Origin of the sequence: Maridesulfovibrio ferrireducens (assembly GCF_016342405.1) — a bacterium.
Classification (GTDB): domain Bacteria; phylum Desulfobacterota; class Desulfovibrionia; order Desulfovibrionales; family Desulfovibrionaceae; genus Maridesulfovibrio; species Maridesulfovibrio ferrireducens_A.
In genome coordinates this window covers 144,252-171,139 of record NZ_JAEINN010000005.1, presented here as the reverse complement: position 1 = coordinate 171,139, position 26,888 = coordinate 144,252, and the positions used below count along the sequence as shown (strand labels likewise).

Annotated in this window: 25 protein-coding genes; 17 read left to right on the top strand and 8 right to left on the bottom strand. The window is 42.5% G+C overall.

Going from position 1 to position 26,888, the window contains the following annotated elements:
- The first annotated feature begins 7 nt into the window (after nt 1–7).
- The 15 genes from rseP to rpe all read left to right on the top strand — a co-directional run bounded on the left by rseP (nt 8) and on the right by rpe (nt 15,699).
- Complete coding sequence (rseP, locus tag JEY82_RS07560) at nt 8–1,072, top strand: RIP metalloprotease RseP (protein ID WP_304084453.1); 1,065 nt, start codon at nt 8–10, stop codon at nt 1,070–1,072.
- Entirely contained in the window at nt 1,073–1,882 is an 810-nt protein-coding gene (gene tsaB, locus JEY82_RS07555) for a tRNA (adenosine(37)-N6)-threonylcarbamoyltransferase complex dimerization subunit type 1 TsaB (protein ID WP_304084450.1), read from the top strand.
- A gap of 214 nt (nt 1,883–2,096) precedes the next feature.
- Nucleotides 2,097–2,978: a flagellin gene (locus JEY82_RS07550; RefSeq protein WP_304084447.1), complete on the top strand. Its 882-nt coding sequence runs from the start codon at nt 2,097–2,099 to the stop codon at nt 2,976–2,978.
- A 197-nt stretch (nt 2,979–3,175) separates the two neighbouring features.
- The gene (fliD, locus tag JEY82_RS07545; protein ID WP_304084444.1) at nt 3,176–4,915 is read left to right on the top strand and encodes a flagellar filament capping protein FliD; all 1,740 of its coding nucleotides are present in this window, start codon (nt 3,176–3,178) and stop codon (nt 4,913–4,915) included.
- Between the two features lie 122 nt (nt 4,916–5,037).
- The gene (gene fliS, locus JEY82_RS07540) at nt 5,038–5,583 is read left to right on the top strand and encodes a flagellar export chaperone FliS (protein WP_304084442.1); all 546 of its coding nucleotides are present in this window, start codon (nt 5,038–5,040) and stop codon (nt 5,581–5,583) included.
- Between the two features lie 110 nt (nt 5,584–5,693).
- Nucleotides 5,694–6,782 carry a glycosyltransferase family 4 protein gene (locus JEY82_RS07535; RefSeq protein ID WP_304084439.1) on the top strand — a complete coding sequence of 363 codons (1,089 nt, stop codon included), beginning with the start codon at nt 5,694–5,696 and terminating at the stop codon, nt 6,780–6,782.
- 1 nt (nt 6,783) lies between these two features.
- Complete coding sequence (locus JEY82_RS07530) at nt 6,784–7,974, top strand: glycosyltransferase (RefSeq protein WP_304084437.1); 1,191 nt, start codon at nt 6,784–6,786, stop codon at nt 7,972–7,974.
- Between the two features lie 91 nt (nt 7,975–8,065).
- Nucleotides 8,066–9,082, top strand: coding sequence for a zinc-ribbon domain-containing protein (locus JEY82_RS07525; RefSeq protein ID WP_304084434.1), 1,017 nt, complete (start codon nt 8,066–8,068; stop codon nt 9,080–9,082).
- A gap of 18 nt (nt 9,083–9,100) precedes the next feature.
- A complete protein-coding gene (locus JEY82_RS07520) occupies nt 9,101–9,436 on the top strand; it encodes a hypothetical protein (protein ID WP_304084431.1) in 336 nt (111 codons plus the stop codon).
- 160 nt (nt 9,437–9,596) lie between these two features.
- On the top strand, nt 9,597–10,745 hold the full coding sequence (locus JEY82_RS07515; RefSeq protein WP_304084429.1) for an OmpA family protein: 1,149 nt from the start codon (nt 9,597–9,599) through the stop codon (nt 10,743–10,745).
- A gap of 333 nt (nt 10,746–11,078) precedes the next feature.
- Complete coding sequence (ahbC, locus tag JEY82_RS07510; RefSeq protein ID WP_304084427.1) at nt 11,079–12,263, top strand: 12,18-didecarboxysiroheme deacetylase; 1,185 nt, start codon at nt 11,079–11,081, stop codon at nt 12,261–12,263.
- Between the two features lie 166 nt (nt 12,264–12,429).
- The gene (gene hemB, locus JEY82_RS07505) at nt 12,430–13,413 is read left to right on the top strand and encodes a porphobilinogen synthase (RefSeq protein WP_304084424.1); all 984 of its coding nucleotides are present in this window, start codon (nt 12,430–12,432) and stop codon (nt 13,411–13,413) included.
- Between the two features lies 1 nt (nt 13,414).
- The gene (ahbD, locus tag JEY82_RS07500; RefSeq protein WP_304084422.1) at nt 13,415–14,560 is read left to right on the top strand and encodes a heme b synthase; all 1,146 of its coding nucleotides are present in this window, start codon (nt 13,415–13,417) and stop codon (nt 14,558–14,560) included.
- Complete coding sequence (locus JEY82_RS07495) at nt 14,561–15,028, top strand: AsnC family transcriptional regulator (RefSeq protein WP_304084419.1); 468 nt, start codon at nt 14,561–14,563, stop codon at nt 15,026–15,028. It abuts the gene before it with no gap.
- Nucleotides 15,028–15,699, top strand: a complete 672-nt coding sequence (gene rpe, locus JEY82_RS07490) for a ribulose-phosphate 3-epimerase (RefSeq protein ID WP_304084417.1) — start codon at nt 15,028–15,030, stop codon at nt 15,697–15,699. The genes JEY82_RS07495 and rpe overlap by 1 nt, the downstream gene beginning before the upstream one ends.
- Before the next feature lie 133 nt (nt 15,700–15,832).
- Here rpe and JEY82_RS07485 read toward each other — a convergent pair whose 3' ends face one another.
- The 4 genes from JEY82_RS07485 to JEY82_RS07470 form a co-directional block, all read right to left on the bottom strand.
- On the bottom strand, nt 15,833–16,672 hold the full coding sequence (locus JEY82_RS07485; RefSeq protein ID WP_304084414.1) for a sterol desaturase family protein: 840 nt from the start codon (nt 16,670–16,672) through the stop codon (nt 15,833–15,835).
- A 115-nt stretch (nt 16,673–16,787) separates the two neighbouring features.
- A complete protein-coding gene (locus JEY82_RS07480) occupies nt 16,788–17,771 on the bottom strand; it encodes a hypothetical protein (protein WP_304084411.1) in 984 nt (327 codons plus the stop codon).
- 18 nt (nt 17,772–17,789) lie between these two features.
- Entirely contained in the window at nt 17,790–18,746 is a 957-nt protein-coding gene (locus tag JEY82_RS07475) for a tetratricopeptide repeat protein (protein WP_304084408.1), read from the bottom strand.
- Nucleotides 18,747–18,854: 108 nt separating this feature from the next.
- Nucleotides 18,855–19,457 carry a DUF445 domain-containing protein gene (locus JEY82_RS07470; RefSeq protein ID WP_304084405.1) on the bottom strand — a complete coding sequence of 201 codons (603 nt, stop codon included), beginning with the start codon at nt 19,455–19,457 and terminating at the stop codon, nt 18,855–18,857.
- Nucleotides 19,458–19,688: 231 nt separating this feature from the next.
- On the opposite strand from JEY82_RS07470, the gene JEY82_RS07465 reads away from it, so the two are divergent.
- On the top strand, nt 19,689–20,858 hold the full coding sequence (locus JEY82_RS07465) for a diguanylate cyclase (protein WP_304084402.1): 1,170 nt from the start codon (nt 19,689–19,691) through the stop codon (nt 20,856–20,858).
- On the opposite strand, the gene JEY82_RS07460 is transcribed toward JEY82_RS07465, so the two are convergent.
- Genes JEY82_RS07460 through JEY82_RS07445 form a run of 4 tightly spaced genes read right to left on the bottom strand, consistent with a single transcriptional unit; the run spans nt 20,855 to nt 24,564 of the window.
- Nucleotides 20,855–21,496, bottom strand: coding sequence for an ABC-type transport auxiliary lipoprotein family protein (locus JEY82_RS07460; RefSeq protein ID WP_304084401.1), 642 nt, complete (start codon nt 21,494–21,496; stop codon nt 20,855–20,857). The genes JEY82_RS07465 and JEY82_RS07460 overlap by 4 nt on opposite strands.
- Nucleotides 21,497–21,507: 11 nt before the next feature.
- The gene (locus JEY82_RS07455) at nt 21,508–22,653 is read right to left on the bottom strand and encodes an MlaD family protein (RefSeq protein ID WP_304084398.1); all 1,146 of its coding nucleotides are present in this window, start codon (nt 22,651–22,653) and stop codon (nt 21,508–21,510) included.
- Entirely contained in the window at nt 22,650–23,447 is a 798-nt protein-coding gene (locus tag JEY82_RS07450) for an ABC transporter ATP-binding protein (RefSeq protein WP_304084395.1), read from the bottom strand. The genes JEY82_RS07455 and JEY82_RS07450 overlap by 4 nt, the downstream gene beginning before the upstream one ends.
- A gap of 1 nt (nt 23,448) precedes the next feature.
- Nucleotides 23,449–24,564, bottom strand: a complete 1,116-nt coding sequence (locus JEY82_RS07445; RefSeq protein WP_304084391.1) for an MlaE family lipid ABC transporter permease subunit — start codon at nt 24,562–24,564, stop codon at nt 23,449–23,451.
- 237 nt (nt 24,565–24,801) lie between these two features.
- Here JEY82_RS07445 and JEY82_RS07440 point away from each other — a divergent pair, with 237 nt between their 5' ends.
- Complete coding sequence (locus tag JEY82_RS07440) at nt 24,802–26,763, top strand: methyl-accepting chemotaxis protein (RefSeq protein ID WP_304084389.1); 1,962 nt, start codon at nt 24,802–24,804, stop codon at nt 26,761–26,763.
- Nucleotides 26,764–26,888: the final 125 nt, after the last annotated feature.

Below are 26,888 nucleotides of genomic sequence, written 5' to 3'. Positions count from 1 at the left end.
GCAAAATATGACATGGATATTTGATTTCCTACTGGTTCTCGGCGGCTTAATTTTCTTTCATGAGTTAGGTCATTTCATTGTCGCACGCTTACTCGGAATAGGGGTTAAAACCTTTTCTCTGGGCTTCGGCCCAAAGATTGCGGGATTTTCACTGGGAAATACCGACTACAGATTGTCATTAATCCCCCTCGGCGGCTATGTAAGCCTGGCCGGTGAAGAACGTGATATGGACAATGATTCCGGTTTCAACTCCAAACAATTATTCATGAATCGTCCTCCGTGGCACAGAATGCTTGTTGTTGCTGCTGGACCTGTTTTCAACTTTATTCTGGCATGGATCATCTTCTGGGGAATTATCCTGACACATGGTCAGATGGGTATGACTCCTGAAGTAGGCTCACTGCAACCTGACGGCCCTGCACTTCAAGCCGGAATTCAGGCTGGAGACAATGTTCTTTCTATAAACGGGAAAAAGATTGTGTTCTGGAGTGATCTGGCAGAAACCATTCAAAACAGTAAAACCGACTCTCTTGATTTAGTTATATCAAGAGACGGCAAGCAAAAAAATATTATTGTTACACCGCAAGTTCAGGAATTAAAAAATCTTTTCGGCGAAACAATCCGTGTTCCGGTTGTGGGTATTGTTGCTTCCGGCAAAACTAAAACTGTTGAGCTTAACGGAGTCTCAGGCGCAAAAGCCGCGGCCATACAAACTTGGACTGTAACAAAACTGATATGCACAAGTATTGTTAAAATGGTTGAAAGAGTTGTGCCGATGGATTCAATAGGCGGACCGATCATGATAGCTCAGGCTATCAAGCAGCAATCTGAACGCGGATTACTTGAGTTACTCCAGTTTACGGCTTTCATCAGCATAAACCTAGGACTGCTGAATCTGCTGCCTATTCCTGTTCTCGACGGTGGACATTTACTGTTCTTCGGACTTGAAACAGTTTTACGCAGACCCCTCAATGAAAAACTTCAAAATGCGGCAACCCGTATCGGCCTGCTTTTGCTCTTTTCCCTGATGGCCTTTGCTATCTTTAACGATTTAGTCCGAACGTTCAAATAAATGAATCTACTTTCAGATAATAAAATAGAGCTTCTGCTGGCCCTCGACGGGACAGAAGAAGCTCTACAGATAATTCTTGCTAAACGCGAGGAGCCTGAGGAACCATTCTCACTCCTCGACGCTCGAACTTTGGTAGTCCCGGGAAGATCTGCGTTTTTTATGGTTCCAGCCATTAAAAACGCACTGGACCTTTTCGGCTTTTCAGCAAAAGAAATAACACACCTGGCCTGCGTTGCCGGCCCCGGAAGTTTCACAGGTCTACGGCTGACATTTTCTGCTGCCGCAGGTATTATTTCCGGAAACAAGGCCCTCATAACCGGGCTGGAATATCTTCCGATGCTCGCCGCCGGACCTGCTAAATTTACCAGACATCCGCTTTGGGTCGTGACCCATTCACGCAGAATGCAAGTGTACATTCAGGGATTTGAACCACTAAGCGAAGGGAAAAAAAATCCCGAGCCCCTGACGCCGGTTCTTCCGGTTCCGGTCACGGAAGCAGTTCAAATTATCGAATCTTATAAACAGGAAAGAGCTGTTATTCTGGGAAGCGGGCTGCTAAAAAACAAAGCTTTTTTTGACGATTTTTTAGCTGCCAACCCGCAACTTAAGACTCTTCCTAAACGTTTCAACAGACCGGCACTTCAAGATATTCTTTCCGCGGCGGATGCGGCTGAATTCGGAACAGAAATGCCTTTTCCGATGTATCTCAGAGGATCTGACGCAGAAGACAACCTTGAAGCTATCACAAAAAAACTCGGCATTCCTTTAGAGGCTGCCCGCAAGCTGCTAAAAGACATTTCTCCAGTTTAAAATATCACAACCAACCTGCATTTTACGAAGAGGATTTCCAGTATCTACTGGAAATCCTCTTTTTTTATTTAACAAACAAAAAACCGCTGTTCCTCTAAAGAAATCTAAATAGTAGACGATCAGATTAGCACGGAAGGACCAGATAGCTTTGTGAACCTGAGTTCCAGAGCAATGTTTTTGGCAAGGACGCCAATATCACTTCAAGGAGGAAAACATGGCTTTAGTAATTAACCACAACTTAATGGCAATGAATGCGACCCGTAACCTCTCGGACTCGTATAACAACTTAGCTGTTTCAACTCGTCGCCTGTCTTCAGGTCTTCGTGTCGGAACTGCGGCTGACGATGCTGCCGGTCTCGCAATTCGCGAAATCATGCGTGCTGATGTCAAGTCACTTAATCAGGGTATTCGTAACGCTAACGATGCAATTTCCATGATCCAGACTGCTGACGGAGCACTGTCAGTTATCGATGAAAAGCTCATCAGGATGAAGGAACTTGCAACACAGGCCGCAACCGGTACCTACAACTCTGACCAGCGTTTGATCATCGACTCCGAGTATCAGGCAATGGCATCAGAAATCACTCGTATTGCTAACGCAACTGACTTTAACGGAATTCACCTGCTTAATGGTAACTTGTCTGGAGCAAATTCTGCGCACAACGGTGCCGGTCTGACTTCTACTGGTCCGGTTAAGGTTCACTTCGGATCCGGCAACGACTCCGCAGAAGACTACTACTATGTTTCAATTAACACTTCTACAGCTTCAGCTCTCGGTGTTGGACTTGTAGCTAATAACTCCATCTCCACCCAGGCTCTTGCTCAGGCATCTCTGGACAAGTTGAATAACGCGATCATCTCCAAGGATAAGATTCGCGCGAACCTCGGTTCTACCCAGAACAGATTGGAAAACACAATTACCAACCTGTCCATTCAGGCTGAAAATGTTCAGGCTGCGGAATCCCGCATCTCTGACGTTGATGTAGCAACAGAAATGACCGAGTTCACCAAGAACCAGATTATGACTCAGGCTGCTGTAGCAATGCTCTCGCAGGCGAACAACATGCCAAGAATGGCTATGCAGTTGATCGGTTAACTAAAAACCGCTTAATCTGACAGACTCCATTCTGACAAAAGTCAGATTAATGATAAAAGTCGGGTCGAGAATTTCGGCCCGGCTTTTTCTCCAAAATTTTAAATTTCAGCCAAAAGGGACACAAGACCACTTGGCATTACCTTTGCAAGCCATAAGATACGTAAAGAACCTAGGGAAAATTATTCCCGGAGATAAAAATGGCTGACTCAATTTCTGGAAATATCAACTTCGCCGGACTCGGTAGTGGCACGGACTTCAAAGCCATGATCGATGGTATGGTGAAAGTCGAGCGCATGCATATTAACCGCCTTGAGAACTGGAGAGGTTCTTGGAGCGGTAAAATTGATAAGTTTCAAGAACTTAATACTTCACTACTATCTTTACAGACTACACTTAAGTCCATGGACACTCTTGACGAGTTCATGACCAGAGCTGTTACAACTTCCGACCCGGATACACTCACAGCCACGGCAACAAGTGCAGCATTAGTTACCACTCACGCAATTGAAATCAGCCAACTGGCACAAAATGATATCCATGTTACAGCCTCAGGCGCCAGTTCTATTAAAGATCCAATATTTACTTCAACCGGCTCGTTTACTTTTTCGTATCAAGGTGAATCCGTAACCCTCAGCAACATTGCCGCAGGGACCACCATGGAAGGGTTTGTCAATATGATAAATGCCCATGCGGACTCGCGAAGCAAAATCAGAGCTACAACCATTAATGATGGAACAACCACCCATCTACAAATTTACGGTCTCGATCTTGGAGCCGATAATCAGGTCATAATTTCCAATACGACCGGAATGATTTTCAATGCCGGAGATTTCGGACAAACCCAGGAAGCACAAAATTCAAAAATTAAAGTAGACGGATTCCCTCCGGGGGGTGGCGACTGGATTGAACGGGATACCAACTCCATCAATGATGTCATAGACGGCGTAACCATCAACCTTAAAAAAACTACGGCCCCTGGATCTACTATTAATGTTGGTATCACCACAGATGCATCCGGTATGGTTGAAAATGTCCAAAAATTTGTTGATCAAGTAAATACAGTAAGAACCCTCATAAAAGACCTGACAAAGGTTGATACCAGCTCTGAAAAAGCTAAAGGATCACTCCTTACCGGTAACTACGGTGTTGAACTATTAATCGGTCAGAGATTAAAAGATATTGTTTCCAGCAAAGGTATCGGCTTTTCGTGGTATGAACAATTGCCCAGCGGAGACTTCAAAGGGGATAAATATTCAGCTCTCTCGCAGCTTGGAATCATGACTAACGCAGAATCCGGCGGCGATAAAATGGGGCTTCTTGAGATTGACAGCGACAAGTTGAATGCGGCCTTACTGGACGATCCTTATGCTGTTGCAGAACTTTTTGCAGCCAACAACAAAGGGGAGAGCGATTCTCCAAATGTTGAATATCTTTCCCACATTACCGGTGTGACAGATCCGGGCGACTATAATGTTCAATATGAAATATCCGGGGGTAAGCTGATTTCCGCAACTATCAACGGAAACACAGCGCTGGTAGATGCTGCAACGTGGCAAATTACCGGTAACGGAGGTCACCCGGAAGCAGGTTTAGCTATTCGGGTTGAAAACCATAATGACGGAACCTACGGAAATGCGAGCAGCAAAGCGGATGACGCGATTCTAGTTCATATCAAGCTGGGTAAGGCCGGAGAAATGTCCGGAGCCATTACTGACATTACCGGTGAAGAAGGACCGCTTAGCATTCTTGAGAAGAACTACAAAAGCATCATTAGCAGCATTGATAAAAAGATAGAATATGAAGAAAACAGAATTGAACTTTTTGAAAAGAATCTGACTAACAAATATGCCCGACTTGATGCGTTACTCGGTAAATATCAAGGTATGCAGGCACAGCTGACCTCAAGTATTAAGCAATTAGGTTCTGGCAGCAGCTAAGAACTTAAATCGTAAAATATTTCCTTAATAAACAAATAACTAACAGTATTAACAGAATAATGCAATTAACCTCTAATGTTTTTAAAAAAACATACCGATTAATATGGCAGGAGGAGCAATAAATGCATAAAGCCGCACAAGCATATCTTTCCACTCAGGTACACACCACTTCCAAGGGAGAACTTCTCCTGATGCTTTACGATGCCGCCATTAAATTCTTGAAGCAGGCAAAAGTTAAGATTAACGAGAAGGACTACGCTGCCAAAGGTATTCTTATTTCAAAGGCTATTGAAGTTATTTCAGAACTGACCGCTAGTCTTAACAAGGAAAAAGGCGGAGAACTCGCTGAAAATCTGAGCCAGCTTTATATCTATTGCAACACAAGACTGTTGCAGGCAAATTTAAAGATGGACAATGAAAAAATAGATGAAGTTGTCAGGATAATTGACGGAATTGCCTCTGCCTACAGAGAGATCATTCCGACAATGGAAGCACAGAATGCTGTCCCCTTACAGACATATTCCACGTCTTCAAGCGGATCAACAAACATTAATGCCAGCTTCGTTAATGATCCAGGATACGGACTTCCCACAGCGGCTAAAAACATGCCTGCCCCGAATTCCATGCGCCTTAAAAAAGCAGCCAATGCCTACGGTACCAGCCGATAAGCAATTACGATGACTATCAACAAATAAACTCTCAAAGCCTCTGTTTTCAGGGGCTTTTTTAATGCTGATTTCTTTACTTCCGACCTCTTATCTGTCACTTAATATTAATCATGGCAGAAGAAAAAATCAAAGTACTGCACGTAGCCTCTTCGCTCGGACTTGGAGGCACAGAAAAGGTGATGCAATCATTTGTCACCAACCTTGATAAAGGGAAATTTTATACGGCAGTTTTTTCCCCGACCAACGGACCTCGAGCAAAACTGTTGCGAGATTCCGGTATAGAAACATTCATCGGACTCGATATTCTGCCTCTTCTTGAAAAATTTCGACCGAATGTGGTTCATCTGCATCGCGCCGGATGGGCCGAACCGGGATATTTACGCCCTTTTAAACTTGCCCGCATACCCGTTATTGTTGAAACCAACGTCTTCGGGCATCACGATCCCAGCCCGGACGGGAAGATAATTGACCGACACCTGTTCGTATCTCACTTTTGCGCGGAACGGTTTGAAAAAATAAATTTCATTCCAGCTTTACCTCCCAAATACTCTGTACTTTATAATCCGGTTGATACAGATTTCTTCGCCACTCACAGCCCCGCTGAACGTAACTTCCCACCGCACACATTCGGGCGTATTTCTCGAGCAGATCCCGGCAAATGGTCAACTCTCGCACTTGGAATATTACCCAATTTACACAAAATGGTGGAAAAAAAAGAACTCGCTCCTTTCAGTTACAATATTATCGGAGGAATTCCAGAGGCTGAAAAATTCGTAACGGAAAACAACTTCAACAAGTATGTTAATTTTTTAACACCAATTTTAACGGACAAAGAACTTTCGGACTTCTTCAACTCTATTTCATTTCTAGCCCATGCAAATGACACCGGAGAATCTTTCGGCCTAGTTATAGCAGAAGCAATGGCGGCGGGCCTCCCTGTAATAACTCATCCCTGCAAAGAATTACGTGACAATGCCCAACTGGAGCTTGTCGATCACGGTGAAACGGGGTTGATAGCCAATAGTGCTCAAGAATACGCAGAAGCAGTCAAACTTCTTCTCACCCATCCAGATAAAGCTCGAGAAATGGGAGAAAACGGAAGAAACAAAGCATCTAAACTGTTCAGAACGCAGGACGTTGCAACAAAACTCGGAAATATTTATATTGAATTGCTAGAATCTAAAGGCTTTCAAAAATAATATGAAACATCCGTTTGATCTATATTCAAAACAAATCCTTTCCTTTAAACTTGAAGGACAAAAGCAGGACAATGCTGTTGTAAAAAGTTGCGAAACAGAAGCAATTGTCCAGAAACACCTGCAATTTGCGACAAAATCCGGTTCTTCATCAATTATTCTTTTCGGAGCTGGAGATGGAAAGCTTGCTGACGATCTCGCAAAATCTAAACCTGAATGGATGAAATTCGTCATTTGCGATCTTTACCCAGAAAACATCCAAAAACTCAGCGATAGCAATTTTGTTTTGGATGCAAACAACTCCAACTCCCACCTGCTTGTTGATTCATCCATATGGGCAATTTTTATGCTTCTGATTCAGTACGGATTCACAGCAGAAAAAAGTCATCTGATTCTTAATCCCTGCATTCAGGGCGAAAGCAAAAAAAAGCACCAATCCCTACAAAAACTTTTTTCAGGATGTAATCACATTCAGATTCCTGAACATTTCGATACAGACGTAAAAATTTCTGCGGCAGCAATAGTCAGCCCCGACGAGCCAGACCTTAATTCATTTATTTCTTCATTTCCCGCATGGCTTTACGAGCTTGTTCTTATCTGGGACTGTACAAATTATTCAGATATTCCCGGAATCTCTTGCGACTCGGACATAAAAATCGTAAATATCTGCAACCCGCTGAATAATGATTTTGCTTCGCAGCGAAATGTAATGCTAAACCACTGTCGCGGTGACTGGATTATTTATCTGGATGCGGACGAACGCTTTTTAAATAAAGACTGGGAGTTACTAAAAAGAATTGCCTCATATAAGCAATGTGAGGGATGGTATTTTCCGCGCTTAACCTTTTACCCCGACAAAGATTACTGTCGGATGGGATACGGACTTTGGCCGGATTTGCAACTTCGATTCTTTCGCAAATCTTCTAAAATTAAATTCATCAACAAAGTTCATGAACAAATTGTCGGATTGGAAGGACAAACAGGAATAATTGCGGGGTCGCCTATCAGGCACCTTACCCATCTAATTAAAAATCGAGATGAAATTGAGTCAAAACTAGCGAATTTTAATAACGCGACAGCCGGAAAATTCAATCACAAACTAGGTTCTGAATTTCCAAAGCTAGCTTCAGACTTACTTAAACCGCAAAAAAATGTTCCACTACTGCCTATAATTCTTCCCTCAATAATTATATAGATGATGTTCGTGAACAATTACCATTGCCTTACAATATAAAATTTATTAGGTCTGACCAAACTATTCAGACAATCAGCCTTAAGGAATTAATATGAAAGTTATTTGCCCCGAGTGTAATTTCACCAGTGAAATTCCGGATGATAAAATACCTGCAAACGCACAGCTTGCAACCTGCCCCAGATGCCAAATCAAATTCAAATTCAGATCTTTGGATGAAAATCCGGATATCGATTCTGAAGAAGTACAACAACCTGTTGCACACGAGGAAAATAATTTCCCCCCACAGCAGGCCCCAGCCGAATCAGTAAACATGTATCAAGATAAAGATGAGGATTTGGATCAGGAAATTAAGCATAACCAAGAAGACATTCAGGAAGAGACTAAATCAGAAACGGATTCTGACATATGGAAAAGCCTTAATTCCATGTCTCCCGACGAAAGCCCCACTAATAAAGAAACTAAAAATAAAGATGAGGAACCTGCGGACAACGAAGTTCCTTTTGAATTCATGGAAAAATACGGATTTTTCCCGGCTCTATTTCTTACAATAAAAAAAGTTTTTCTTTCTCCTAATACTTTTTTTAAAGACATGCCTCTTACTGGATTCATCAAACCTCTTATTTTCTTCATCCTTTTAGCAGAATTTCAAGAAATTTGTAATTTCATATGGGCTACAGCCGGAGTTGATACCACCATTGGTTCCGACGTCGGTCAGATTATGAACGATTCAATGATCGCAAATTCCCTTGCTGAGGGCAGTCTTTCAGGGTTAATGTCATTATTTATATATCCACTATTATTAGCCGGTATGAGTTTTCCTCTTATCGGGATAACCCACGTAATGCTTATGATTTTTGGAGCTGGGGATCGTGGATATCAAGCAACGTTCAGGGCCACAGCATACTCATATGCTCCTATAGTCTTTTGCATAATACCCGTTATCGGTGATATGGTCGGAGCTGTTGCCTGTATGGCCATTTCTATTATTGCCTATAAAAACATACACAACACATCATATTTACGGGTTGTTCTCTCAATGATCATGCCTGTAATGTTAATGTTAGTCATACTTGGCTTTTTCTCACACTTTAGCCAACCGACAATATAACAGCTCGAGGGCATACATATGTTTGGATGGATTAACGAACTTATTTATCAAGCTAAAGAACGAATACAATTAGCAAAAGATATTAATCCTAAAAGCTTCCAGAGCATGGCAAAAGAAATATCCGAACTTGCCGATGCCTGCTCACAAGTATGTCAGCCGGAAGGTAATGTTCTGCAAAGGGTGGAAAGAATAAAGGATGAAATGGAACAGCTTACCAAGCTGACAATGCAGCCTGAATTTAAAAAACTATCCACACAGAGAAAACTTGAACTGCGTGAAAGCCTGATACAATCCAGAGAGCAGATTCTGGAATCAATGCAGACGGCCCCTTCCCCGACAAAACTGATTCAATAAAAAATGAGCGATCCTTTCCCAAAAGGATCGCTCATTTTTTATTATCCTCTTTTCAAAAAATAACGATCATACGGCATGAATATTGCTTCATTTAAGACATACGGAGTATAGTCATTTTTCGGACGCAATGAAGCGAAACCTTTCACCTAAGATATATATAATGAAAAAGTATCTGATAATATTAGTTTTGCTGTTATCTGCATGCACGAAATTTGAACCTCAGCTGACAGCTCAATCCATCTATTACGAAGATGTGAAAGTGCAGTTATCTCAGCTTATGGTTTATTCCAGACCGGAAAAACCGCATTACGGTCCACTTTCAGCTCTATTCTATCCATATCATGTGACTCAGACTATGAATGACGGAAAAGACTGGGGCAAACTCATCGGTAAAAATGTCTGGCAAAACTGGACCAGCCTCCAAATATTTCCTTCAATGGTTTTTGACGAAAGGCTTGTATATCGCGGACTGGATGATGCCATGTTTACAGCGCGTGCAAGAGGATTCGATTTACTAGTGGTCGGCTTTGTTCCGTATCTCTACCTAGGGCATACAATGGACGACTCTGCGGTGACTCTTCAAGTTAAAATTTATGAGACAAAGCGCGGACATATGGTTTGCTCTTTCGAACAGTCCGGGCGCGTACCAAAACGCATGGATGATGATTTTATCCTTGTTAAACGTGAACACCGCATGCCTGATTCAGCCTTTTTCGAAATAGTTCAAACTATTGCCACTGACATGGCTGTTCCGCTGACTTCATGGGCACGTTATGAAAACACCAATAAAGGTATTATAGCCGGACTTTCAGCAGCTATGGCTGAAGCGGATAAACCGCAAATACAGTCATACAATCCTGAGCAGAACGTACCTTCTTCAACAGACAAACAAATCGCTCCGCAAGAACCCAATAAAGAGATAGCTCCTGCACAGACCCGTGCGCCAGTTTCTCCGCCAAAAGCCAAATCGATTAACCTGGCTGTTCAGTTTGATGTAGATTCTGCGACAATTAAACCGGAATCCTATCCGCTTTTAAACGAACTTGGAAAAGCACTGATCAGTGATAAGCTAAAAGATAAAAGCGTCATTATTGCCGGGCACACAGATTCAGACGCGTCCGCAGAATATAATTTGGACTTGAGCAAAAAAAGAGCTGACGCCGTTAAGAAATATCTTGCTGACAACTTCCCTATCTCCGCAACCCGCATCGCAACCACGGGATTTGGAGAATCGAAACCTCTGGTCCCCAACAGCACTAAATATAACAAACTTTTGAACCGCAGAGTACAAGTCTCAATTACACCTTAGCTTTTAAATAATTACATGTTTCACTCATCCTCCTTCAGTTTAGAACCTAAGGAGGATGTTTTTTTTGGGGTCCACCTTCTCAAAACATATCATATCCAACAAATATTACTTTAATTTCAAATAATTACATATATTAAACAATACACTTAATTTCGACTTTTCCCCTGTCGTCATTTGTGGTAATCCAAACCACTCATTCAGTATGAATAATCGATAATTTCACGAGTCGACGGAATCGAGATTTAATGAATAGGCCTCCGTCCCTGAAAAAAATCGTTCTAACCCAATAACCTGGCACGGAAACTATTTCCCCGGCTAGTGAGGACTTTTTAAATGATTGGTATTTCAAAACTTTACTGTGGCGCTGTTGAACCTTCTGATGTCCTGCGCTACGGACGTGATTCAGCAAAACTCCCTTCCCATCTTCTCCAGTTTTCCGAAGATAAAAAACCTGTTGTCGTCTGGAACATGACCAGAAGATGCAACCTTAAATGCGTTCATTGTTACGCTCAGGCTGTTGACCCTGACGGTAAAGACGAGATTTCAACCTCTCAGGCAAAAACCATAATTGACGACCTTGCACAATTCGGTGCTCCAGTTATGCTTTTCTCCGGCGGCGAACCACTTGTCCGCAAAGACTTGGTTGAACTTGCTCATTACACAGTAGGCAAGGGTATGAGAGCTGTTATTTCTACTAACGGAACTCTCATCACCAAAGATAAGGCTAAAGAACTTAAAGAAGTCGGCCTTTCTTACGTAGGTATCTCCCTCGACGGCGGAGAAGAAACTCACGATAAGTTCCGCGGTGTAAAAGGATCTTTCAAAAAAGCTCTTCAAGGTGTTGAAAACTGTAAAGCTGAAGGACTTAAAGTAGGTCTGCGCTTCACACTCAACAAACATAACTGGAAAGAAGTTCCGACCATTTTCAAACTTCTTAAAGAACTCGAAGTTCCAAGAGCATGTTTCTACCATCTGGTATATTCAGGCCGTGGTTCTGAAATGATCAAAGAAGATCTATCTCACGCAGAAACACGTCAGGTTGTCGATCTGATTATGGACGAAACAAGAGCCATGGCTGATGCAGGAACTCCTAAAGAAATCCTGACTGTAGACAACCACGCTGACGGACCATACGTTTACCTGCGTATGCTTAAAGAAGATCCTGAAAGAGCTAAAGAAGTTCTTAAGCTTCTCCAGTACAATGAAGGAAACAGCTCCGGTCGCGGTATCGGCTGTATCTCTTGGGACGGACAGGTTCACGCAGACCAGTTCTGGCGTAACCATACTTTCGGAAACGTGCTTGAACGCCCATTCTCCGAAATCTGGACCGATCCCAAAATTGAACTGCTCCACAAACTTAAAGATAAAAAGCCTTACGTAGGCGGTAGATGTGCAGAATGTCGTTACCTCAACATCTGTGCCGGTAACTTCCGCGCCAGAGCTGAAGCTGTTTACGATGACATTTGGGCTCAAGACCCGGCATGTTACCTCACCGACGAAGAAATCAAAAAAGACTAGCTGCTGCATTCTGTTGCTCACAACAGACACTCAGTAGTCGCCCAGACGACGATATATTAATCCCGGCGGCCTTCTTTGAGGTCCGCCGGGATTTGCGGTATAAAGCTTTTCCGGCCAACACTTACCGGATTTCTGCAACGTTTCACCGTTTATAACGGAGAAAGCTATGGTATTCGACTTTCACAGAGGGCGCAGACTCAGACGAACCGCTGTAATTCGCGATATAGTCAGAGAAACGTCCCTTTCCCCCGCTGATTTAATGATGCCTTATTTTGTCGTTGAAACAGACAATCAAAACTTTAAAAAACCTATCTCTTCCATGCCCGGCCAGTTTCAACTAAGCCTTAAACAGCTTGAACTGCAAGTTCGTGAAGCGGTTGAAAACGGACTTAAGAGCCTGATACTTTTCGGAATTCCTGCAGAAAAAGACTCCGTAGGTTCACAGGCCTATGCTGAAGAAGGCATTGTTCAGCAGGCTGTTAAAATGATTAAAGGGCTCTGGCCGGACCTCGTTGTCTGTACTGATGTCTGTCTTTGCGAATTCACGTCGCACGGGCACTGCGGGTTAATCAAGGACGGTAGAGTTCTTAATGATCCGACCCTTGATCTTCTTGCAAAAACAGCTCTCTCTCATGCAAAAGCAGGAGCTGACATAGTAGCCCCTTCCGATATGATGGACGGACGCGTTGCCGCCATTCGCGAGTTGCTTGATGAGTCTGGATTTGAAGAACTTCCCATAATGTCTTACGCTGTGAAATACGCATCTGCATACTACGGACCTTTCAGGGAAGCAGCGGAAAGCTCTCCTCAGTTCGGCGACCGCAAAACCTACCAGATGGACCCTGCAAACGCACGCGAAGGACTTCGCGAGGCAGCCGCAGACGTTATCGAAGGTGCGGATATTCTCATGGTCAAACCGGCAGGACCGTATCAGGATGTCATCCGCATGGTCCGCGACTCCTTTGATTTGCCTGTTGCGGCTTATCAAGTCAGCGGCGAATATTCGATGATCAAAGCAGCCGGAATAAACGGCTGGATTGACGAAAAAGCTGTAGTCATGGAATCTCTTATCGGGCTTAAACGTGCCGGAGCAGATTTAATCCTGACCTACTTCACAGAAGACGTACTCAAATACATGGGTAATAAATAATATGAGTGATAATAACAATTCACATCCAGCCGGACATCCTGCTGGTCATCCGGGCGTTAATCCCATCCCTCAGAAAAACGCTGACGGATCACCACCTCTGCGACTGATTGCATGGGAAGTAACCCGTTCATGCAACCTTGCGTGTAAGCATTGCCGCGCGGAAGCCCATCCGGAACCTTATCCCGGTGAACTTTCCACTGATGAAGCAAAAGCTCTCATCGATACTTTCCCTGAAACTGGAAACCCCATCATTATTTTCACAGGCGGAGAACCTCTGCTCAGAAAAGATGTTTTCGAGCTGGTCGCCTACGCCAAGACAAAAGATTTGCGCTGCGTAATGGCACCTAACGGAACACTTCTTACCGCTGAAAACTCCGTTACCCTCAAAGAAATCGGAATTGAACGGTGTTCAATCTCAATTGATGCCGCTTCTGCTGAGCTTCACGATGAATTCAGAGGTGAGAAAGGTGCGTATGATTCATCAATGCGCGGCATTCAGTTCCTTAAAGATGCAGGAATTGAGTTCCAGATCAACACCACGGTAACTCGTAACAATCTGCACATGTTCAAGGAAATCTTCCACCTTGCCAGAGACCTCGGAGCCTCGGCATGGCATATTTTCCTGCTGGTTCCTACAGGCAGAGCTTCTGAACTTGGCGAGCAGGTTATCAGTGCCGATGAGTACGAAGAAGTGCTGAACTGGTTCTATGACTTCCAGAAAACCACTGACATGCAGCTTAAAGCAACATGTGCTCCTCACTATCACCGCATCCTGAGACAACGTGCTAAAGAAGACGGAATCCCAGTTAATTTCGAGAATTTCGGCCTCGACGCAGTAAGCCGCGGCTGTCTCGGCGGAGTCGGTTTCTGTTTTATTTCTCACACCGGACAAGTTCAGCCTTGCGGTTACCTTGACCTTGATTGCGGAAACGTCCGCGACATTCCTTTCCCGCAGATCTGGAGCAAATCTCAGCAATTTTTAAATCTCAGAAATCCGGCAACCTATGACGGTAAATGCGGATACTGCGAATTTGAAAAAGTCTGCGGAGGCTGCCGCGCCCGCGCTGCCACAATGGAAGGCAACTACCTCGGACCTGAACCGCTGTGTTCATACACTCCAAAGAAAAAACCGAAAAAGGACTCCTAAATGGACGCTTTAGATAAGCAGATACTTGCCATCATCCAATCAGGATTTCCTATCGCCTCCCGTCCATACGCTGTCATCGGCGAACAGGTAGGGATTAACGAAGATGAAGCCCTGAACAGGGTTGCGAAGCTTAGAGAAGAGGGTGTAATCCGCAGGATAGGAGCAAACTTCGGTTCAAGAGAACTTGGCTGGAGATCAACCCTTTGCGCGGCTAAAGTACCCGAAGAAAAAATCGAAGAATTCGTTGCCGAAGTTAATAAACACAAAGGTGTCACTCATAATTATCTTCGTGAAAATGAATTCAACATATGGTTCACTTACATCGGCCCGGACTGGGATAATGTTGTAAACACACTCCAGTCCATCACTGATAAAACCGGAATTGATATCCTCAATCTGCCAGCAAGCACTATGTTTAAAATCAAAGTAGATTTTAATATGGACGGCGAAAGCAAGGAGAATGACTAATGGCTGAAAAAGAAACCATAATTTCACCTTCGCTGCTTTCATGCGATTTCAGCAGATTGGCAAACGAACTTAAGGCTCTTGAAGAAGCAGGACTGAAATGGGCTCATCTTGATGTTATGGACGGTAATTTCGTGCCGAACATCACCTTTGGTCCGCCCGTCATCAAGTCCATGCGTAAAGAATGCAATCTGTTTTTCGACTGTCATCTTATGATTGAACAGCCTGAAAGATATATCACTGACTTTGCTAATGCCGGTGCAGATCTTATCTGCATTCACGCTGAATCTACAAATCACCTTGAAAGAACTGTTGCCGCCATCGTTGAAGCAGGTGCGAAACCCGCCATTGCTCTCAATCCGGCAACTCCTCTGGAATCAATTAAGTATCTGATTCCGCAGTTATACATGGTTCTCATAATGAGTGTTAACCCCGGCTTCGGTGGGCAGAAATATATTCCTTTCTGCACAGACAAAGTCAGGGATTTAAAAGCAATGATTACTGAACAGGGAGCAGATACCCTTATTCAGCTCGACGGTGGTGTCACCATCGATAATTGCAGAGAATTGGTTGAAGCGGGCGCAGATGTGCTTGTTTCAGGATCAGCTTTCTTTAACTTCCCTCCTTATGCAAAACGTCACAAATTATTCTTAGAACGTTGCGCCGGAAAATAATTCTAGTTTCCATAAAAACACAAAAAGCGTCCCCGGATTTTAATCCTGGGACGCTTTTTTATTACTAATCTACTTATAACTACTTTATATATCTGTTCTACTCGCCCTGCTCTAATTTCTTAATTTATCTTTCCTACTCTAACTTTTCTACTTTCTCTGGCTTTTCTACTTTTAGCTTCGTGGCTCCTGCTTTAATAAACGGCATCGCCAGCATCAGGTGTAGTGAACGATATTTTTTATCTCTAAAAATATTAAGCCCGATAACCATCTTTTCGTGTCCCAAATCCGGCTGAGCTTTGTAAGTTGCGAAAAGCCTGTCCCACCATGGTAAATTAAAACCGAAATTTTGATTCATCTCGCGCATATCTGTAGAATGATGCACCCGGTGCATATCCGGCGTAACAACCAATAAACGCATAACCTCGTCCACTCTCTGCGGAAGCCGGATATTGCCATGATTAAACATAGCCAGACAGTTCAAAACCACTTCAAAACAAAGCACTGCTAACGGCTGGATACCGAACACGACAACCAAAATAAGTTTAAAGGTCATGGACAAAATAAATTCTAAAGGATGAAAGCGAACTCCCGTTGTAAAATCATAAAATGTATCGGCATGATGCATACGATGCAATAACCACAAAGGGCGCCAGAAATGAAAAGCCCGATGTTGAAAGTAAATTGCCAAATCCAAAAGAACAAAGCCTAGTACACCCTCCCCCCAGAATGGCAATCCCACTAAAGGAATCAAGCCCCAGCCATTTTTAAGGACAATAAAAGCCAAAGCAACAGGCAGGACAGGAAATATAAACCGGACAAGGATAGCTGAAATTACCACCATCCCCAGATTACTACTCCACCTCCAACCCCGATCAGGCAAACCATTACGGCGAGGGACGGCTTTCTCCCATAATGCAAGACCTATCCCCGTCCCGAGAAAAAGAGTTACCCTGATTACTTCACCCCATTCCATTAAGCATCTCCATTACCTCTTACGGTATGTTTCACAACAGAAAAAGCGTCTCTGAAGATTACTTCAGAGACGCTTTTTTTACTATCTTATTAACGAACAGAAAAACAGTGGTCAGTTACTTTTTACCACCGCTGTTTCCGCCGCCCTTACCATTATTTCCGCTATTTCCTTTTCCACTGCTCTTACCGCTGTTTCCACCACCGACGTTTCCAGTATTTCCAGCACTTGAGCCTTTTGAACCGGAATTACCGCGGCCACCTGAGACTGAACTGTCGTTAGAAGACTTAGACCCCTTGCCGCCACTCTTCGCAGTACTCGAAGCTCGGCTCAAACCGATAGACTTATCACCTTTACCACCGGAAACTCCGGGGGTCTTTGATACACCTTCTTTGGTGTTACGTCCGGTGGCCCGATTACTCTTAGTGGACTTTGCTGTGGCACGAGCTTCACGTTCACGAGTCTGTTTTTGAAGCCCTAGACCCAAAGTACTTGGATGAACTCCCAGCTCCTGAGCAATTACGCCCCATCCCATACCAGAAGCACGCATAGAAGAAATTGTTTCAACATCAACGGAGGCAGCTCCGGCAAGGGTATTATCAGCTGCACCCTGTGCGGCTTCAAGCGCTTCCTGCGCCGTCGCAAAATCAGCCTCTGCGGCAGCCAAGGCATCTTCATCACCTGATGCAGCAGCTTCATCAACAGCAGCCTGAGCTTCATCAACAGCTGACTTGGCAGTATCCACGACAGCTTCTGCTTCTGCAATTTCTTCAGCACTTATTTCCGCAGCAGCGGACGATGCGGCTTCGGCTAAAGCTTCAGCTTTTGCTGCCTGAGCAGGACTTGAAAATGAAGGAGCCGAAACTTCTTCAGTTCCTTCATCCGTCGTCGTCTCGTCCGTAGTTGTCGTATCGTCAGTCGCAGTAGTATCGTCAGTCGTCGTGGTATCGTCAGTCGTTGTCGTATCGTCAGTCGTTGTTTCAGTTATGCCTGCTTCATCCGTTGCAGTAACCTCTTGAGCTAAAACGGAAGGAGCTACTAATACAACACAAAGAGTCAGCACGGCAAAACCGCCAAAGAGTACTTTAAATAATTTTTTCATAATAATTTCCTATTGGTTCTATTGAACATCGGTAATAAATTGAACGGAGTCATCAATGGAGAAGGTTTTGCCTCCCCGTTTAATGCGCTCTGCAGAACCGAACCAACTCAGCTCCATTCTTTTAGAGTCTAACCGTGGGTGGCCTCCCATAATATAATCACGAACACTTTGGGCACGCTTGTTAGCCAAAGCAACGTCTCCTTTCTTATAAGCCACTATATGAAAACTAAGTTTTTTATTTGATTCAAGCATCGCAGCAAGCACATGCAGCGATTTTTTACTGGCAACATCAAGACGAGCTGATTCAGTCTTAAATTTCATTGTTTTTAATGTAACATTACGCTTACCTAAAATAAAATTACGGTAGGTAAAATCTCCGTGCAAATTAAGATTTTCGGTAGCACGCATAGCCAAAATCCCATCAGGATAATATTCTAGAAATTTTTTCCAAGCCGTAATTTCTTCAGAAGATCGTCCTAAATGTTTCAAAGCATCTGCCCGGTTATATAAAGCTTCTGGATTATATTTATCCAATTTAATAACTTTATCATACTGAACCAGAGCTTCAGCCCATTTCCCCTTATCAAGGTAACTGTGCCCAAGATAAAGATTTGCTGAAATATGCTTTGGGTCTAAAGTGAGCGCACGCCCGTAAGCAACACGTTCCTTTTTAAAATCTTTTAACGCCCAGTAATCTACTCCCAACCAAAAATGATAATTGGCATTTTCCGGATCAAGTTTGACTGCGCGTTGCAGATAAGGCTGAGCTTGTTTCTGTTTTTCCAAAGCAAGATAATACCGCCCGACATAATATGCTGAAGAAGCATCCTCGGGGTTCTCTTTCAGTTGTTCGCCTAGAGCAGCAATTCCTTGATCGTATTTTTCCTGTTCAAGGTAGTAAGGACCTGTAAGCTGAGCACATGATGCCATCATAAGCAGCAGCATGACTTGCACTACAGAAATAATTTTTTTCACCAGAACCTCCTGCGGACATTTCGCAATTACCCCCGGCCCCCAATAAAAAAAACCCATCATTAATGATAATTCATAATGATGGGCTTAACAAATCTTTATAGAAATTATTTATATAATAAAAATGAAAACCTGAATAAGACCTATAATGAACCCAAGTACACCACCGATTACTTCAATAAACCTGAATTCTTTCTTCATTATGCCGAAAAGAATTGCTTCAAGCTGCTCCATGGAAAAACATTCAACTTTATCCTGAACCAAACATTTAAAATCAAGCGAACACTCAAGCTCAGAAGCCGTTGTTTCAATCAATTTAGGCAACATCTCATCAAGTTCTTTGGAAAGCATTACTTTGACAGTCTTAAGATTCTCATCATTCAGAAACATTCCGACCATAGGGTGAAGAGTTGTCAGCTTTTCTCTAAAAAAGACATCAAGATATTCAAGAATAACCCCTTTATGTTTTTCAATAAAAGCAGGATCATGAATAACGTTTTTGATATCAGTATGAGATATCAGTTCCCGCTCGATCATTTTACCGAGACTTTCCGCCAGCTCTTTCTGTCTTTTAGGAAAAATCCCCTGAAGAACAAATGGACCGATTTTAATCGGTTTGTACGGATGAAAAAGCATTTTAACAGCAAGAAAATTTGTGACCCAACCGATCAACGCACATATAATCGGCGAAAGAAGAAGCTTCATTGTAATCATTGTATTGTATTCCCTTAACTATTTTACTGCCTTGCTTTATCAGCAAAGTGCGTCGACATAGTTGTCTAAAAATTACAAAAGTGCAAGGTTATACCAACCACTTTAATTATATTACTTTTTCCCTAAACCCCTAATTAATTATATTATAAGCGGCAGAAAAAGCTTGATTAGTGAAAAAATAAGCGTAAGTTTCTTCTCAATAATACGAAGGGTGGTATTAGGAGGGGTGACATGAACAATGAATTAGACTTAAAATCGATTTCGTCTGAGCTAGTACTCATGCGTGAAAAGCATGAAACACTCAAACATAAAATTTTAAAGAAATGTCCAGAATGCGAACAGGCCCAATTTAAAGAACTTTTTGCACACGCGGCGTGTGCTATTGTTGTTCTCGATGAGAACGGCAATATAATTTTTACTAATAAAAGTTTCAATGATATTACCGGATTTTCACAAGAAGAATCCTTAAAAAGTCCAATTCATCAGATTATGCTATCCTCTGATCTGGATACAGCTAATTTCATAAAAAATATTTCTTCAAATTCTGAATATAGTACCAACTTAATTTTCCCCATGGTGCATAAAAACCATGACGAAATTTGGGTAGATATGTCTGTCAAAAATATCACTGACGACAGTAATTCATGCAAAAGTTCAATATGTATATTTAAAGATATCACCAAAGAAAAAGAAAGCGAACTTCGTAAAGAAGAACTTATCGAAGAACTCATGGAAGTTAAAGAACTGCAGGAAGACAACTCTGCACAACTTAACCTCTTGCTTCATGAACTTGATGATAAAAATTTAAAACTCAAAAAAGAAATATCTGAAAGGAAAAAAGCGGAAAACAAGTTACGGGAAAGTGAAGAAAGATTCAAAAGTCTAAGCATCACAGACCAGTTGACCGGACTTTACAACCGCAGACACCTACAAGACGTTGCACACGCAGAATTTGACCGCTGCAAGCGCGACAACAAACCATTATGCGCCCTGCTAATGGATGTAGACGACTTTAAACATTTCAATGACACCTACGGACATTCCGCAGGAGATGAAGTCCTGGAGCGTGTAGGCAAGCTCCTCCGGCAATCCATCCGCGACTCAGACAGAGCCTTTAGATACGGAGGAGAAGAGTTTATTATTCTTTTACCTGAAACGGAATGCAAACAGGCTATACTTACAGCCGAAAAAATACGCGTAGCAATGGCAGAAGAACAGTATACCCCTAATGAAGGAGCACCTGTTCATAAAACCATTAGTATAGGTGTTGCTGAATATGAACCAGGCGAATGTCTTGATAAAATGCTTAAACGAGCGGATGACAACATGTATCAGGCTAAAATAAAAGGTAAAAACAGAGTCTACTTTTCATGTGAGACTGGTAGCGCCCCTGCTTCCTAATTCTTAACGTTTACGACTTTAGCTATATCTTTCTCAAGCTCACTAAAAATATCGGTGAGTCCTTCATTCATTGCCACGACAAGCGCTGATGCGGTAGCTGATTTTGCAACAACGTCCCTATTGAAACTACGCGAATAAATTATCGGCATCTCCGGGCTGGAATTATCAAGCATGAAAAATTGCATATTAATTACAGCCTTCGGTGAAGGTCCGCTAAAATCACCATAAATAGAATTAACTACACCCTCCAGCAAAAACTCGCCGGTTCCCATACTTTCCGGCCCCAGTACATTGGCAAAAATACCGGAATCAGCCATCCAGACTTTCAGCTCCTGTGTCAGCATCGATGCAGGAGGTACGAAGAACGCATTATAATAATCCGCTTCATATACATTTTCAGAAACGTGATACACTAAATCTCTATCTTCATACCGGGATGAAACTTTAATACGACGGACAATTAAATTTTTTGTTGTACCATTCGTAAATACGCCCTGCCCACTTCGAACTGCCGACAACGTATAATATTTACGATCCAGCGAAGGTCGTTCGAGCTTTACACATCCGGAAACAGCAACAATTAAAATACTTGCTGCAAGAAACAGTATTAACGCTTTTTTTGAAATATAATCTTTCACAGTCCACTCCATTATTTAACCAGCCCTTTCTTAGGAGGATCTCCGAAAAGAACTCCGGAAGGATATTGTTTGGCTTCACTGCTAAGTTCCCGTAAATTTTCTACCAGTCTTCGTACATTGTCTAAAATAGCTTCAATGTTTCCCTGTTGTCCTGCAACCATAACATTAACCCGTGATAGAGTTCCTTCAAATCTGGTTGCAGCGTCCTTAATTTTATCCGACGCCTGTCCTATATTGTTCAGGGTCTTTGACAGATCGCTTAAGGTCTTCTTTCCCTCAGGACTTTCCAGATAACCTTCCATGTCACCGGTTACATTTTTGGCACTTGCTGATGCTTTGCGAATATCTTTCAATGCTCCGATTATATCTCCGGAAGTAGAATCCATGATAATTTTTAATTTATGTGCAGCAGAAGCAACATCCGGCACCAAGTGATCAACTTCAGGATCTGCCAGCAGAGTATTTATACGGGCAATAAATTTTTCTGCCTGAGCCAATGTTCCAGTAAGATTTTTGCTGATTTCTGCGGCATCGGATTTCTTTAAAAATCCATTTACAGTTTGCGCTACCGCACGGACATCATCAACAGCTTCGGCAATCTTAGCTTGATTAATATCCTCCAGAGTCTCACTGATCGAAGCAACAGCACCTTCAACCCTGCTGAGCATGGATGGAGCTGAAGGAACATAAAGATATTCAGGATCCCAGGTTATCTGGAGTGGCGGATTTCTTTGGGGATTAACATAGTCAATTTCAAGAAATAGCTGACCGGTCAGGCCAAGTGAAACCGGACGGGCACGAAGGCCGCGCTGAACCTCTATTTTCAGAGATTCTATCATATCCTCCCCTTCGAGAGAATTAAACATCTTACTGTCAAGTTCCCCAAGGATATAAACATATCTTAATTCACTTTCATTTATTGTTACATATTCATCAGTTACAAAACCGATAGTACTGACTGACCCGATCTTTACACCGCGAAATTTTATGGGAGAGCCTACTTCAAGTCCATTGACTGACTCATTAATATAGGTTTCCATTTTAATTGTTTTTTCAAATATTTGTCCTGCGCCTAAAATTGCAAGTGCAATTACGAACAAAAGAGTTCCAATTATTACAAAAAGTCCCAGTCTGAAGGGATTTGTCTTACGGCTCATATTGTCTCCACGACCGGTGTTGCATTACTTGTCTTATCAGCCAATTCTCTGTGAAAAAAACTGCGGACTAACGGAATATCAGATTCATCCCGCAACTTGCGGGGATCACCTTCGGCAATGATGCCTTTTGTACCTTTATCAAGCATTATAATTCTATCCGCTATGGAAAATATTGATTGAAGCTCATGAGTTACAATTACAAAAGTAACCCCCAGCGAGCGCGAAAGACTGCGTATCAATTCATCAAGTTCTGCAGATGTAATAGGGTCAAGGCCAGCTGACGGTTCATCAAGAAATAAAATTTTAGGATCAAGCGCCATTGCGCGGGCAATTGCCCCTCGCTTAATCATTCCCCCGGATAATTCCGATGGCATCTTTTCCGCAGAACCTTCAAGCCCCACAAGTGACAGCTTCATTCTGGCAACATAATTCATGGCATCAAGCGGCATGGAGGTAAATTCTTCTAAAGGAAGCCGCACATTTTCAAGCAATGTCATAGAACCGAACAAAGCTCCCGTTTGATACATCACCCCGATACGGCGTAAAATATCAAGCTTATCACTTCCATGAGCGGAACCGATATCGTCACCGTCAATTAAGATCTTCCCCTGTGCCGGTGGAAAAAGGCCTATCAGATGCTTCAGTACTGTACTTTTACCGCATCCAGATCCACCGAGGATAACGAATATTTCCCCACTCTTAACGCCGAATGAAATATCCTTTACTATAACTAACTCACCGTATGCACAGGTAAGATTTTCTACCTCTATTATATTTTTGACTGGCTGGCTCAATTTAAATACCCGCCATAAAGAATATTACGGCAAAAAGTCCATCAAAAACAGCGATCAAAACAATTCCGCTGACCACCGCACTCGTCGCGGAATCACCGACAGCACTGGCTCCGGACTTAGTAACAAGGCCGCGTTGACACCCTATTCCCGCAACAAGAAAGCTGAATACAAAAGCTTTCATCATTCCACCGGAAAAATCCATCCACTGCACATTTTGAAAAACTCTGCCGCAAAAGGTAGCAAGAGGATAGCCCATGGACAGCATGACCAAAGCTCCTCCCACAAGACTCATAAAATTAAAAAATAAAGTGAGAAGCGGTGTAACTAAAATTGTAGCAAGGACTCTCGGGACAACTAAAAAGCTTACCGGATTAAGCCCCATTGTGCTTAATGCATCCAGCTCTTCATTTACCTTCATTGTCCCGATTTCAGCAGCAAATGCAGAGCCGGTTCTACCGGCTAGTAAAATGGCGGTAACCATAGGTCCCAACTCTCTGAACATTACTAAACCGAGCATATTAGGGACAAAAATTTCCCCGCCGAAACGGCGAAGAGAGACTGCTGATTGAAATGACATAATCAGTCCCATCAAAAAACCGATCAGCAAAATAATCGGCAATCCATCAGATCCTACTTTTTCAGCTGTCAGCCAAAAATCCGGCCAGCGTAAACGGCGACGACCGGTAACTATATCTAAAAAAGCAAGAACACAATTACCGGCAAACTCGATCTGCTGCCTCATATCCTTCGCAACTATTTGACCAGATTCTCCTATAGAATAAATCCAGCCGTATACGCCGCCTCTTTTAGCCCTGGAAGCCGGAGGCGGTGAAGCTTTTTCGACATCAAAAAGTTCAAGAAATTTAGTAAATTCAGGATCCAGACTATTGATAGCCAGAGATACACCTCTATCGCGGCAAGCAGCATCCATCATCATGAAAAGAGAAGCTCCGCCTCCATCCATATATTCAATATCAGAACAATCAATAGAATTTACGCCGGAAGAGACTTCTGAGCGAGCCTGTTCCCAGACTTTCCCTGCACCCTCAGCATCAAGCCTACCTGAAAGCTTAAGATTGCTACCTGATTTTTCAAGTTTAATAAAATCTGACCCCATATACCCTTCGTAATTTAATTTTTCTAATTATCAATCTAAACATTTAGCAGGAGAAAAGGTGAATGGGAAGCAACAAATAGACTTATTCCCTTAATGAGTGAGTCCTTTTTAATTAACTAGAAAATAATAATACAAATAAGTAGCATCTTAATATTACAGTAACATTGAGCTACTAAATTGATTAGGTAATTTCTTTTAAACAAAACAATTAAATCATAAAAAAAGAGAATGAACAGAATGACAGTTAAAGTAAAACTATGGTTGATCGGATTGCTTGCAATTATGGGTTTATTTGCCATTTTTATAGTAGATATAGTTGGCTCTAGTCTCATGAAAGATGCTATGAACATTGAAGAATACGCATTTCAAGCTGAAATAAGCATGTTGCAAAGCCGCAGAACAGAAAAAGATTTCCTAATGCGAAAAGATCTAAAATACATTTCAACATTTAAAGAAAAATCAAAAACAATGTTAAAGGATCTTGAAGCCCTAAAAGGATCCCACCTTAACAATATCGCTATTGAGGGATTGGATCATGCTTCATTATATGTGGACAGTTTTTTAAAAACAACAGAGGACCACATAAGATTAGGTCTTTCAGAAAATGACGGATTACAAAAACAACTACGCGACACAATAAATCTTGTTGAAAAAGTAATTCTGGAAAAGGACAGCTCTCTTGAAGTCATGGTTTTGAAATTACGTCGAAACGAAAAAGATTTCATTATGCGGCAAGACACCAAATATATTGACAAATTCAAATCCAACATGTCACTTCTGATCTCTCAAATAAAAGAGGCTGACTATTCACCAAATATCACCGAGTCATTAATTAGCCACTTGAATTCTTATCAGGAAGATATGAATAATTATGCGAACTTAATTCTAAAAATCAAAAATAATGAAAACGAATTCAGAAAAACAGTGCATGAAATGGAGCCGATTCTTGAAGAGTTGACTCTTGAAGCTGAAAAATTTCTTCACGCTCGCCAAAGCCAGATATCATACACGATTATCGGAGTAGAGTTGGCAACGGCAATCATACTGTTTTTTACGATAGCTCTCATTATAAAATCAATTATCACCCAGCTTGACTTGCTACAAAAATGTGCCCGAGATGTCAGCGAAGGAAAATATGAAGCCTGCGAAGAGATAAAGCTTACGGGTGAACTTGAAACACTTCGCAATATCATCGCTCAGATGGTTGTAGTGCTAAAGAAAAGTATGGACACAGCTGAACAAAAGAGCATTGAAGCTGATCATCAGGCTGAAAATGCTAAAAAAGCAATGAAAGAAGCACACTCGGAAAAAGAATATGCAACATCTCTGCTTGATACAATGTCTATAATTTCAGATCAGGCCGCAACTATCGCAGTCAGCCTGAACTCAGCTGCCGAAGAACTTTCAATGCAGGCTAAAGGGATTAAAGACGGAGCTGATAACCAAAGAGACAGAACTCAGGAAACAGCAACAGCAGTGGACGAAATGAGCGCCACCATTCTGGAAGTGGCCCGCAACTCATCCGATGCTTCCACCGGAACAATAGAAGCTTCAAATAAAGCACAGGAAGGTTCCGCAATAGTAGAAGAAGTTGTGTCCTCCACCGAAGAAGTACAAGCGCGCACGAAAGATTTGAAAAATGCACTGGCCGAGCAAAGCACACGAGCTAACGCTATCGGTCAAATCATGAGTGTTATTTCCGACATTGCAGACCAGACCAACCTGCTTGCCTTAAACGCCGCAATTGAAGCTGCTCGCGCGGGTGATGCAGGACGTGGTTTTGCGGTTGTTGCAGACGAAGTCCGCAAGCTTGCAGAAAAAACCATGGTTGCGACTCAAGAAGTCGGCACAGCAATTACCGGTATTCAAACAGGTACAACCTCAAGCCTTAACATAATGACACAAACTGAAAACGCTGTAACAGTCTGTGCTAAACAGGCCACCAAAGCAGGAGAAGCCCTTAAGTCAATCGTTGATCTTGTAACCGATTCATCTGACCGGGTTCAATCTATTGCAACAGCTGCGGAGGAACAATCGGCGGCATGTGAACAGATTAATGTTGCTACTATGGAAATCAACACCATCTCCACTGAAACATCAGCAAGTGTTGATCAATCTGTTGAAGCAGTTGAAGACATCACAAGGCTGGCCTCTGATCTTCATTCATTAATTGAAAAATTAAACAATTGTAAAAAATAAATACATTCATTACCCATCTAACTCAAAAGGGGACTGCAAAAGCAGTCCCCTTTTTTTATGAATCTACCCCGCTTATTTAACAGGTAAATTAAAACCCGACCATCCAATATACTTTTCCTAACTCC

Bases quoted from the DNA above. Each gene is read 5' to 3' on its own strand.
- rseP (WP_304084453.1), top strand. From the start codon at position 8: ATGACATGGATATTTGATTTCCTACTGGTTCTCGGCGGCTTAATTTTC.
- tsaB (WP_304084450.1), top strand. From the start codon at position 1,073: ATGAATCTACTTTCAGATAATAAAATAGAGCTTCTGCTGGCCCTCGAC.
- JEY82_RS07550 (WP_304084447.1), top strand. From the start codon at position 2,097: ATGGCTTTAGTAATTAACCACAACTTAATGGCAATGAATGCGACCCGT.
- fliD (WP_304084444.1), top strand. From the start codon at position 3,176: ATGGCTGACTCAATTTCTGGAAATATCAACTTCGCCGGACTCGGTAGT.
- fliS (WP_304084442.1), top strand. From the start codon at position 5,038: ATGCATAAAGCCGCACAAGCATATCTTTCCACTCAGGTACACACCACT.
- JEY82_RS07535 (WP_304084439.1), top strand. From the start codon at position 5,694: ATGGCAGAAGAAAAAATCAAAGTACTGCACGTAGCCTCTTCGCTCGGA.
- JEY82_RS07530 (WP_304084437.1), top strand. From the start codon at position 6,784: ATGAAACATCCGTTTGATCTATATTCAAAACAAATCCTTTCCTTTAAA.
- JEY82_RS07525 (WP_304084434.1), top strand. From the start codon at position 8,066: ATGAAAGTTATTTGCCCCGAGTGTAATTTCACCAGTGAAATTCCGGAT.
- JEY82_RS07520 (WP_304084431.1), top strand. From the start codon at position 9,101: ATGTTTGGATGGATTAACGAACTTATTTATCAAGCTAAAGAACGAATA.
- JEY82_RS07515 (WP_304084429.1), top strand. From the start codon at position 9,597: ATGAAAAAGTATCTGATAATATTAGTTTTGCTGTTATCTGCATGCACG.
- ahbC (WP_304084427.1), top strand. From the start codon at position 11,079: ATGATTGGTATTTCAAAACTTTACTGTGGCGCTGTTGAACCTTCTGAT.
- hemB (WP_304084424.1), top strand. From the start codon at position 12,430: ATGGTATTCGACTTTCACAGAGGGCGCAGACTCAGACGAACCGCTGTA.
- ahbD (WP_304084422.1), top strand. From the start codon at position 13,415: ATGAGTGATAATAACAATTCACATCCAGCCGGACATCCTGCTGGTCAT.
- JEY82_RS07495 (WP_304084419.1), top strand. From the start codon at position 14,561: ATGGACGCTTTAGATAAGCAGATACTTGCCATCATCCAATCAGGATTT.
- rpe (WP_304084417.1), top strand. From the start codon at position 15,028: ATGGCTGAAAAAGAAACCATAATTTCACCTTCGCTGCTTTCATGCGAT.
- JEY82_RS07485 (WP_304084414.1), bottom strand. From the start codon at position 16,672: ATGGAATGGGGTGAAGTAATCAGGGTAACTCTTTTTCTCGGGACGGGG.
- JEY82_RS07480 (WP_304084411.1), bottom strand. From the start codon at position 17,771: ATGAAAAAATTATTTAAAGTACTCTTTGGCGGTTTTGCCGTGCTGACT.
- JEY82_RS07470 (WP_304084405.1), bottom strand. From the start codon at position 19,457: ATGATTACAATGAAGCTTCTTCTTTCGCCGATTATATGTGCGTTGATC.
- JEY82_RS07465 (WP_304084402.1), top strand. From the start codon at position 19,689: ATGAACAATGAATTAGACTTAAAATCGATTTCGTCTGAGCTAGTACTC.
- JEY82_RS07455 (WP_304084398.1), bottom strand. From the start codon at position 22,653: ATGAGCCGTAAGACAAATCCCTTCAGACTGGGACTTTTTGTAATAATT.
- JEY82_RS07445 (WP_304084391.1), bottom strand. From the start codon at position 24,564: ATGGGGTCAGATTTTATTAAACTTGAAAAATCAGGTAGCAATCTTAAG.
- JEY82_RS07440 (WP_304084389.1), top strand. From the start codon at position 24,802: ATGACAGTTAAAGTAAAACTATGGTTGATCGGATTGCTTGCAATTATG.